The sequence below is a fragment of the Pararobbsia alpina genome (genome assembly GCF_902859895.1).
GTDB lineage: Bacteria > Pseudomonadota > Gammaproteobacteria > Burkholderiales > Burkholderiaceae > Pararobbsia > Pararobbsia alpina.
This window is the reverse complement of record NZ_CADIKM010000084.1, coordinates 1-9,154: the sequence shown is the minus strand read 5'-3', so window position 1 is coordinate 9,154 and position 9,154 is coordinate 1. Positions and strand designations below refer to the sequence as shown.

4 protein-coding genes are annotated in these 9,154 nt (G+C 54.4%); 1 reads left to right on the top strand and 3 read right to left on the bottom strand.

Features of this window, described 5'->3' with window-relative positions; translation table 11 throughout:
- Both HV670_RS28540 and HV670_RS28535 read right to left on the bottom strand, forming a co-directional pair.
- A partial coding sequence (locus tag HV670_RS28540) for a phospholipase effector Tle1 domain-containing protein (RefSeq protein WP_175108314.1) occupies positions 1 to 681 on the bottom strand: 681 nt, incomplete at its 3' end.
- 616 nt (positions 682 to 1,297) lie between these two features.
- Positions 1,298 to 5,368, bottom strand: a complete 4,071-nt coding sequence (locus HV670_RS28535; protein WP_175108313.1) for an NACHT domain-containing protein — start codon at positions 5,366 to 5,368, stop codon at positions 1,298 to 1,300.
- A gap of 360 nt (positions 5,369 to 5,728) precedes the next feature.
- On the opposite strand from HV670_RS28535, the gene HV670_RS28530 reads away from it, so the two are divergent.
- Positions 5,729 to 8,215 carry a VPA1262 family N-terminal domain-containing protein gene (locus HV670_RS28530; RefSeq protein ID WP_175108312.1) on the top strand — a complete coding sequence of 829 codons (2,487 nt, stop codon included), beginning with the start codon at positions 5,729 to 5,731 and terminating at the stop codon, positions 8,213 to 8,215.
- A gap of 458 nt (positions 8,216 to 8,673) precedes the next feature.
- Here HV670_RS28530 and HV670_RS28525 read toward each other — a convergent pair.
- Positions 8,674 to 9,154 (bottom strand): tyrosine-type recombinase/integrase (locus HV670_RS28525; RefSeq protein WP_175108311.1); only part of this gene is annotated, 481 nt, incomplete at its 5' end.

Below are 9,154 nucleotides of genomic sequence, written 5' to 3'. Positions count from 1 at the left end.
CGTGAGTTTGAGTTCCGGTGCCGGGTGCAGTCCCAGTTCGAGCCGATCTGCAAAATCGGTAATGCTCTCGGCAAGGGCGTGCAAAATGCCAGTATCGTCCGCGTGAATCGCATGCTTATACTGCGTCCAAGCAGCGAGCCCCGCGCTATAGCTCTTTAATGAGTGGGCAATCAGCCCCATAGCAGCCCAATCGAGTAGTCCCTTTCCGGCGATGAAGCCCGCCAGTGCTCGGGCCGTATACGCACCACGACTAAACCCTACGATGTAAATGCGGTCGCCGGGTTGATATTCCCGTGACAAATATGTGTATCCGCGAACAATGCGTTCGACAAGTCCAAGACCCAACGCGCCGTCGACCTTCTTCGCGATCGTATTCGTCGTATCGCCGACCCCGTGGATGTACTTGCCGACCTGAGCTTGTGCGCCAGAGCTGTCGGTAAATACAATTTCTTTTTCATTATCCGTTGGTGCGAGGAGGCCCGAACCGCTGAGCGCCTCAAATACCTTTTGCACATTGGTAGGAACACTGTCTTGTGTTTTTGTGTCTTTCGAATTAGGGCCATTCCACGTGCCGTCTAAGCACAGTACGATATTCTTCGGCATCTTCAGTTTTCCTTCCGCGCTTGTAGCGCATGTCGTGATTTTTTCCGCACTGGAGCGAAAGAAGGCAGCGCGGTTCATTTGATGTTCAATTAATCGTATTGAACAGCCTGAAGATCGTTGCATAAATAGTAACGTTTGTGTTGGGTATTTTTAATTAGTTTTCGTCGACGGCCAGATCATTTTCATCAATTAAGTTTGATCGGTATCCTCGATTTAGACGCGAAGTCGGTATGCATGCGTGCTTAACTAGCAACTCTATTGACACCGCTTGGTAGGCGAAACTCGAGCGATTGCGGCCGTTCAACTGGCGAAACGGATGCTGGATGAACGGCTGTTCCTGGCCGCACACGGAGGTACATGAACAGCCAGCACAACACCAGCCTTGGCCGATACTTAAACTTCCGTAGCCGACCCTCAACGGTCGGTCGAACCAGCGCGGCACACAAGGCGACTTCCAAGGAACAACGGACGTTCGCTGCTTTTCATCGGGAACCGAAATTCGGCCATTGCCGAAGTTCGCCGATCGGCGCAAGAGGGCCGCTCAATGAGCGAAATTGGCCTTCGTTTATAAGCGAGCCGAAGCGCTTGTGCGAACCAATCTATACGAGCACAGCCTCGTTATTTAAGAGTACACAAAAAGGAACTTCTTCGCTTCGACTCGCGAATCGAAAACGATCTGCGGCATGACGATCCTTCACGCTGCTCCGCTGCCGCCGGAATTCGATGGGCCGCAGACGTCCAGCATCAAAACTGATAGGTGACTGCGACGAGCATCTGGAATTAGCGACCAAAGCTTCGCCGCCATCGCCGTTGGCGTCTCCGGGCGTGCCCTGGAATCGGGAGGTGGCGGGGTATTCCTCCCACGAGAATTGCCGAACCAAAACACACCGTAGATGCCGTAACCGTAGGCTTGCGGGTCACTCGTATAGAGTCGGTCAAGTTGGGTCTGGGGTGCATCCCAAACTTCGGTGTGATAGTTCCGCTTGAGCTCGACCGGAATCTTAAAGCGTCCGCCGTATTGCACAACCATGTCCGCGCGCTTGCCGCCCGCCATATGGCCTTCCGGATCGATAGTTACATCGGCCTGCTCCAATCTTGATCGAAGCAAGTCGATAAGTACGTGCCGGCAACTTTCCTCCGGTTTCGGATCCGTGGGACGGCCGTAACTGTCCTCATTCCAGAATCTTTTGTAGATGTCGTTGTTCGCGTGAGATATTTGTTTTGCGATGTCTTTCAATGTGTCTATCACCAGCGCATGAAGGTCCGCTGCATTCGCTGGTGACTTGTTCGCGAGCGTTGAGATGGACTGAGTCCAGTTTGGTTGGCGGTACGCCACATCTCGACGCCGCACTTGCTGACTCGCCGCAGCATGCAAAACAAAATCGCGGTAGGTCGAAAGTCTTGGATCCTTAGATAGACGCGTGAGGCACAACGAAGCTTCCAGGGACGAATCCGCCGATATACGGTTAACCAATATTCTCAAAAACTCGGAAGCATCCCAGGCATTTGTGTTTCCACTGAACACTCCTGACGGGTGGGGCGTAGCAGGAAAGTGTTGCGCGATCAGGATGACAATGGCTTCAAGATGAGAAAGCGGTAACTCTAGCTCTCGATCTGTATCAGCAGTTGCTCCGAACTTGGATGGCCTGCGAAAATCGCGGAGCAACCAAATCACACTCATGGACTTCGACGCACGTCGCACGAAGTCGTCGAAAAATTCGCTGGGGTGCGCGATAAAAGCAGCCGTCAGCCAACGATCACAGTTTGCCTCATCAACGCCGCGTGTGCCGGCCAGTATTCCGGGTGCTAAAGACACCAAAGATGCGCTCGATCCGTCGTCCGCCAAAGCGCACTCGAGAGCTTGCTGGAGATGTTGACCGGACGCATTTGGGAAAGAACGCAATATTGACAGTCCCACGTTTCCCCGAAACTCCGCAAGTGTGGGAGCCGTCCGCAATTCATGCATGCCATCTATGAAAGAGCGACGCGCATCAAATTCAATTGTTGCAACTGCTAGATAGGTGTCACGGACAACTGCCTTGTGGCTTTTTAAGGCATTTGTCACCCATTCGTGACGAATTCGGTTCACCGAATTGCCGTGGTATTGGCTCGTTGAATGGATCAAATCGATGGCCAAACCCGCAGACAGGACGCCCCTGTCAACGAGTGCAGAAGCCACGTCATCAACATAAAATTCATCGAGTCCAGCGACAATCGCTATCCACCAAGAAGGAATTTCACCTCCGATATGTGCGTCGCCGATGACTTGAACGGAGGGCATCACCTGAGTTGAGAGCAACGCCACAAAACCTTCTAATGCGCTTTGTCCGTATTCTTCCCCGAGATATCCGAGTAGCCGCTCGCGCGGCGATAGATTTCGGTCTAGGTCATTGAAATCCCCAAAATAAATTCGAGCGAGATGCCCTAGCCAATTGAGTTGCGAACCCGCACGGATAGCAGGCTCGGAGGCCCGAAACTCTTCAAGCACGCGTTTTTTGTCAGCCTCGCTATCTTGCCGGTTCGACTCGCTAGCGACCGCCATCTGCCGCCTCCAGTCGGGAATCACGTCGCACAGAGCGGCGTCCCGTATTTCCCTAAGTTCTGCAAGCTCCCCCAACGGATAAAGCTCTTCGAGCAAGCGGGGCGCGTCGGCGACCTGGGTCCGAAGAAGCCACAGCGCCAGCTCGTAAAGTACTCCCGCCACCGGGCGACCAGGTTGTGGCGATCTGAGACGAATCAGCACCCGTTCAAGGACATCGCGATTTTCAACAGCGCCTATCAGGGTGGAATGTATGGTGCTTGCGAACGTGAAAATTCGGGTCGAGTTCGAGAACTCCGACAGCCGTTCGTCAATCAGTTTCAGCAGTAATGTCTTTCGGCTAACGAGTGCCAGCTTGAGCTGCTCTTTCAAATAAGACCCGCCATGCTGCGTGCCGATGATGGTCATCCACCGCCATAGAGCGCTCGGAGAAATCGGTTCCTCACTGTCCAGCAGTTTTATCAGAAACTTTGCCAGCGCATTTCCGACGGTAGACGCATTGCGACTGGTATGAACCGAATGATAGGAGGTAGGCTCTGGACGCAGCGGTCCCGGAACGGAATCAAGAATAAATGGAATTTCGCTTGGTGGAATGGCATCGGGGAGCGCCCAAACGATCGTACTGCTGGGTACTTCTGTCGTAGATTCTTGGAAACGAACCAGCAATTCTGCTACATCGGCCGCGATGAAGGGCTTGCCGAAGAGAGAGCCGTATGCTTCTGCTTTTAGCAAGATATCGTCTGCCGTCCAGCCGAGATGACAACGGCATGCCTCTACGATATGGCTCTCTCCGATCGAGCCCAGCCTAAGAAGCACTCTAAGCGCCCGTACGCGCTCGCCAATTGATGCATCGGGATTTCGAAGAATGAGAGCAAGGCTTCCAGCTAGGCTTGTCTGCGGCGGCCCCATCTCAAGTGCATCGAGCACCAGTATTTTTAGACTGGAATTGGAGTTGCTGTCCAACAATACGGCTTCTAATTTGAAAACCAGGTCGGTGGTGCAAAAGACTGCGAGCTTCTCGGTTGACTGTGAGCCACTGCGGAACCATGGGTCGGTTTGGGACAAGCGAGCAAGCGCATTGAAAAGATGCATGCGAGCTGTTGGGTCCAACGAGGCAGCATCGCCGTATGTCAAAATTCCATGTGGATCGGCCTCAATGAATCGATTTGCAAAAGTCGGCAGAAAAACGGGCAGCCAACTGTGTAGCCCGCGTAGTTCAGTAGACGGTTGCCCATCAATCCCCATCAATGCGACTACGCGCTCGACTGGCAGACCGCCACTGATCTGGTGCGCCAGCCAGCGAGCACCGACAAACTCGGCGGTTGTACGGTGTACATAATCTACCGCGGAGCCTTCCGCAATCGACAAAAAAATTCGACGGCCTAGTGCCGCTCGGATTTTGTCGCGCTCGAAGAAACCCAGGAGTAGCTCGAAGCCGGGGCGTGTGTCATCCACCCCGCGGAGGTCTATTGAAACGCCATCAATGTCACTGATTAGGCGCAATGCACAAATTGCCCCTACTATCAGTTGGAGTTCATCCACTCCGTATTCGTCTCTCCTAGCACGCTCCCTATTGTGCTCGGCTAACAGCCTTCGCGACGAGAGGTCGAACAATTCAAACCTCGTCTGGGGCCAGTGCCCATCCTTTGCGACTTCTGCCAACATGCTCAAGTTCTGCGGATTCGTGAGATAATCTGTCAGATCTCTTTCGAGAGCCTCCTGCAGGAACGCCTCGGGGGACCCGATGCCTAGAGACAAAAGCAGACCCACTTGCTCTTCAGGCGTAAAATATCCAAGTTCAAGTACCGCGACGCCGCCACGAGGTTCGAAGAAAGGTGAGAAAGCTTCCCGATCTGAGTCGCCCAACCAGTCTCTCTCTCTACACGAGATACGAAGCTTGGCGGGTGGGTTTTCCAGAAGCTTTTTGACCACTGCGTCAACAACGCTGTCATCACCGCGCCCCGCTCGCTTTTCATCGAGAGCATCAACGAAAAGCGTTTCTTTGGACCAGTCAGGAGGGGCGATGAGAAACTGACGCACCGTCATGTATCGCCCACCGGTACAGCTTTCTGCAGCCGTTTTGAAAAGATGTGTTTTACCGGCGCCAGGATCGCCTAATAGGACAATACCAGGATGCCCTTCGTAGTCGGAAAAATGTCTTTTCTTTACGACATCGTCGGTTGTTTTCAATACAGGAAAGATCTGTTCAACGAGGCGATTTGACATGGGAGTAACACCAACCAAAAGGTCAAGGTCCAAGTAACAATATCAATATTGTATCGGAGTCGACAAGGCAAAGTTTCGAGATGTGCCATCGCTAAATGCAAACACACATCGTGCGAAAGTCCCTTCATGGCCGGATTGGAAAGTTCACGCCGGATCGAATTGACCAACCTCGTAGTCAAGGGGGCGAACTCGGTCTTGCCAAAAGACGTTCTATCGACGCGATCATAGCCTTCGTGGGCACCGGCTTCGAAACGGAACTGCTGTCCGATGTGCGTTAGCCGAATAGTTCCCGAACTCATCGAGTTTGGCTTTGGGGGCGACCAAACGCAAATTAATCCCTTCCTGCTGGAGTAACGGTTCATGCCTTTAGCACTCACGGTGTTCGGTGTCGCGGCCGACGGACTTGCTCCTACCCTTTGCTACGCGTTGATTCGAACCGTGCGCGGGCCTGGCATCTATCCCGAGCCCAACTTGCCGAAGGATGTCGCGATTGATGTCGTTAGCCGTTCAGTCGTTCCAGGAACCCCGCTTGAGCTCATTACGTGGGATAAGATTATCCCAGCGGCCGAAGAGGTCGGACTTCAAAATGGGATCAATGAGGGCCGTTTGACGCTACCCGATGATTGTCCGATCGCCGCCGGGCAAACGCTCGGGGGTGCGTCCTTCGGTCCACTCGCAGTCGAGGAAAAAAATCAAAGGGCGCGCATAAGCGGCGTCGGTCTTTTATATCGAAATGGCATTGCGACGGAAGCACCGTTCAAAGCGTTGAAACAAGCGCTCGACCAGAACCTAAAACCAGGCACCGTGTCGAAAGCGCTTGAAATGCTGGTCTCAAAAATCGGCGCTGTGTCCGGAACCGGTGAGATTTTTGGGCAGCACCGACCGATCGGAGGTATAGACTTTTTCTACCGCGCACCGGCGACAATGCATTTGGACGGTCCACTGTTTGATGTGATGCCTGAAAAGCCTGACTTTCGAACCAAAGCTGCCATGCTGCGGCTGTATGTACGCCGCTATGCCGCGCCGCTAGACCAAAGGTTCAGCTTGCAAGTTACATTGGGAAACTACGACGAAGTTCTTCGTGCGGTACTTCTCGACTTCGACGCCGGAACACTTGAAATCGTCGTTTCGGCGCCGACGCACGTCACCGACGTTTCGGTAGGCGTGTTCGACGAAGCTGGCAACCTCGTAGATCAATTGAACGCCAAATTCACCCAAGGGTTCCAGTTCGGTCTGTCAGCTTTGGGCGCCGTTGACGCACTTCCCCCGCCTTTTCCCGGTGCGCCCAAGAGTCCTGACCTCGAAGCCAGACACCGCGTTCGTACTACTTCTTTTGAAGGGCCAGCAATCGCCAATCGTTCGGGCGGCCTCGACATATTGCGAAAGACTCAAGCGAATTTAGCCGCATTGGTCGGACCGCTTTCACCCACGTTTGAAAACGTTTGGTTCGAGCGCGGCGCGGAGGGACAGCTCGAGGTCATTCGGTGGATTAAAAAAAAGATTGAACAACCAGGTATGGCAAGAGCTTATCTCGTCGACCCATACCTGGGGAGCGACTCACTTAAGCGGGTCGTCGCCCGCCAAGGAAACGAAACCGCTGAGCTTTTTATCGTCGTATCGCCAGGCGATATCGATCCTGATGCCGACACGGCTGCCGCGACGGCCAACAGTAATTACCTGGCCAAACTAACCAACACGGCGACGGAATGGGCGCCCAAGTTGGCCGGTCAAGTTTCCATCGTGCATGTCAAACGCGGCAACGGCTCGGCGCAGGCGTTCCATGATCGCTACATTTGCGTCATCGACCAGAAGGGCGCACCAAAGTCGTATCTGCTTTCCAACAGCCTGAGCAGGGCGGCCGGGGATTGGCCCTTTACGATCTGCGAACTCAACCAAGTGATGTCGTGGCGTGTCTATGCCTACATTTTGGAAATGGTCGAAGGGCACACCCCAGGACTCCGGCCTGAAGTTATTTGGAAGAGCGCAGATGCGGTCGGTGCATCTGCGCCCAGCGTGACAATAACTTCCTCCCCCAGCAACACCGAGCCTGCCTGGGCAGCACCAGCAAACGCCTTTTTGACAGATGTCTGGAACGTCATCATTCGCAACTCCGACTTCAAACCTCAAGTAGGCGCTCGCATTAATGCGTTCTTGTGCGATTGGCGGAAGGACATCGACACAGAGAAGTTCGCAGACGCCCTGTTTAAAGTCGTTAAGCACCGTGACGCCATCGTCGTGTTCGTTTCCGACCACCTCAGGAGCCGCGGGATGGACGAGCTCGCAAACATGCTGGACGACAGGTTGCTCAATCATGTTCTGGAACTGCTTCCGAAACCGGGCCAACCGAGCGGCTGGTTTTTGCCTTTTGACGTGCGACGCTCTGTCTTGGAAAATCTGGGGAAGACCATCGCGCGCAAACAAAATGCGACCAATTTCGTCCGCGCCAAGCTCAACCCGAAAGTCCACGAATTCGTCAAATTGATCGAAACGCAACGGTTTGAGCACAGGGTTGCGTGGGATGCGCATGAAGTCGCTTTGTTCCTGTCCATTATCGCGCTGAACGTTGCGGTACTGGCCGAAGCGCCAAAATCTTATCGCATTGGCGTCGCTGCCGACTACATTCATTGGCTGGGCCGACTGATGCGATCGGACATGGCCGCTGGAATGTACGTTGCTCGCGATATCGTTCCGTCCGAACTTTTAGATGGTCCGATGTTCGCCGCACAAACAATCGCCAAGGTTCGTCACGTGTTGGGCGAAGACTTGAATTCCCCTATCGATAGAGTGAAGGATGATCCTTGGATTGCGCCAAATTTCAGAGAAATGCTTTTGTCATCCTTACTCTAGCTAATCAGAAGATCGCCGCGGTGATGGCTTTGGCTGCCCACGGGGCCCAGACTGGCAGTCGGCGAGTCGGTCGCTCTGGCCGGTGCCGACGCCTCAAGTCAGCAGCCGAAGGACCGTTGTCTAGGTCGAATCTGACGTTCGAGCGTCCTTCTTGGCGTGCTCGCAAATGACTGGAAGTGGCCGGCTTGAACGACGACGACCTTTGCCATGTGGGCAAACTAATGCTTCTCGATAACCCGAGCTTTTGCCATATCGGAATAGACGCGTTTGGATAGCCCATTCTGATGCAGTTTCGCGCGCAGCTCGTCAAAATTGCCCGCAAATGCCCTTGTTTCCTGTGGTATTCGGAAAATTCCCGGAAGGAGGCGGAGCTCATGTGCGAAGGTGAGACTGCCGCAACGCTGATGTCCTGCTAACAAGCCTTTCGTACCTGCAGATCTGCCCCATTAGCCCGAGGGTCAAGCAGACTGGTTTGACTTGGTATCCTTTACGGCGGCAAAGGCCCCCGCCATCTGCTGCGCTCGCGTGAGGTCATCGCTATGCAGGTAAATGGAGGTCGTCGAGATCGAGGCATGCCGCAGGTTGTCCCGGACGGTAGTGAGCTCGGCACCATGCGCAAGCGCATGCGTAGCATGGGTATGCCGCATCCAGTGTGGACTCGCTCGGCGCAGCTTTTCTGCCAGTGCCGGATGGTCCACTTCCATCACGTCGGCGGCCTGCCCAAAAAACCGCTTCATGATCTTCCACAGGCGAACCCCGCTGATGCCGCCGCCATCCGTGTCCAGGTTCGCGACCACAGGGGTATTGCGTCGCCACTGCTCGGGCACCCGTGACAGGCCGCGCTCGCCGAGAGACTGGAACAGCGCCTCCGCTCCCAGGGGCGGTAGCGCCACCTTCGCCGCCTTGGCGCCCTTTCCGATTAGATGGATCCAGCGGTCG